Below are 1199 nucleotides of genomic sequence, written 5' to 3' on the forward strand. Positions count from 1 at the left end.
CCCCCCCCCCCGCCCCTGAGGGCCCCGCCGACAGGAGCTGCTGGCCCGCCGCAGGACCCGCCGCGCCGAGATCGCACGGGCCGGCACCCTGGACTTCCTCCCCGAGACGGCCGCCGTGCGCGAGGGCGACTGGACGGTGGCCGAGGCCCCGCGCGCGCTCCAGGACCGCCGGGTCGAGATCACCGGCCCCACCGACCGCAAGATGGTCATCAACGCGCTCAACTCGGGCGCCAAGGTGTGGCTCGCCGACTTCGAGGACGCCACCGCCCCGACCTGGGAGAACGTGGTCAGCGGCCAGATCAACCTGATCGACGCCTTCGAGGGCCGGATCGACTTCACGTCCTCGGCCGGCAAGACCTACAGCCTCAGGCCTGCCGCCGAGCTCGCCACCGTCGTGGTCCGCCCGCGGGGCTGGCACCTGGACGAGAACCACCTGCTGGTCGACGGCGTCCCGGTGGCCGGTGCCTTCTTCGACTTCGGGCTGTACTTCTTCCACAACGCGGCCCGGCTGATCGCCCGCGGCGCGGACGACCCGAACTCCGGCCCGTACTTCTACCTGCCGAAGACCGAGAGCCACCTCGAGACGCGGCTGTGGAACGACGTGTTCACCCACGCCCAGGCCGCCCTCGGCATCCCGTACGGCACCATCCGTGCGACCGTCCTGATCGAGACGATCACCGCCGCGTTCGAGATGGAGGAGATCCTCTACGAGCTGCGCGACCACGCGGCCGGGCTCAACGCGGGCCGCTGGGACTACCTGTTCTCGATCGTCAAGAACTTCCGCGACGCCGGCGAGCACTACATCCTGCCGGACCGCAACACCGTCACCATGGCCTCGCCGTTCATGGCCGCCTACACCCGGCTGCTGGTGCAGACCTGTCACCGGCGCGGTGCCCACGCCATCGGCGGCATGGCCGCGTTCATCCCGAGCCGCAAGGACCCCGAGGTCAACGCGGCCGCCCTGGAGAAGGTCAAGGCCGACAAGGACCGGGAGGCCGGCCACGGCTTCGACGGCTCCTGGGTGGCGCACCCCGACCTGGTCCCGGTCGCCCGGGCCTCCTTCGACGCCGTGCTCGGCGACCGCCCGAACCAGAAGGACAACCCCGGCCCGCCCGAGCCCGTCACCGCGGCCCAACTGCTCGACATCGCCGGCGCCGGCGGGACCTGCACCCACGCGGGCCTGCACAACGCCGTCCAGG

1 pseudogene is annotated in these 1199 nt (G+C 72.0%); it reads left to right on the top strand.

Annotated elements, in window-relative coordinates:
- Positions 1 to 22: 22 nt before the first annotated feature.
- Positions 23 to 1199: pseudogene (gene aceB / locus MCM47_RS41145) on the top strand (malate synthase A); the annotation flags it as partial.

Origin of the sequence: Kitasatospora sp. A2-31 (genome assembly GCF_022288725.1) — a bacterium.
GTDB lineage: Bacteria > Actinomycetota > Actinomycetes > Streptomycetales > Streptomycetaceae > Kitasatospora.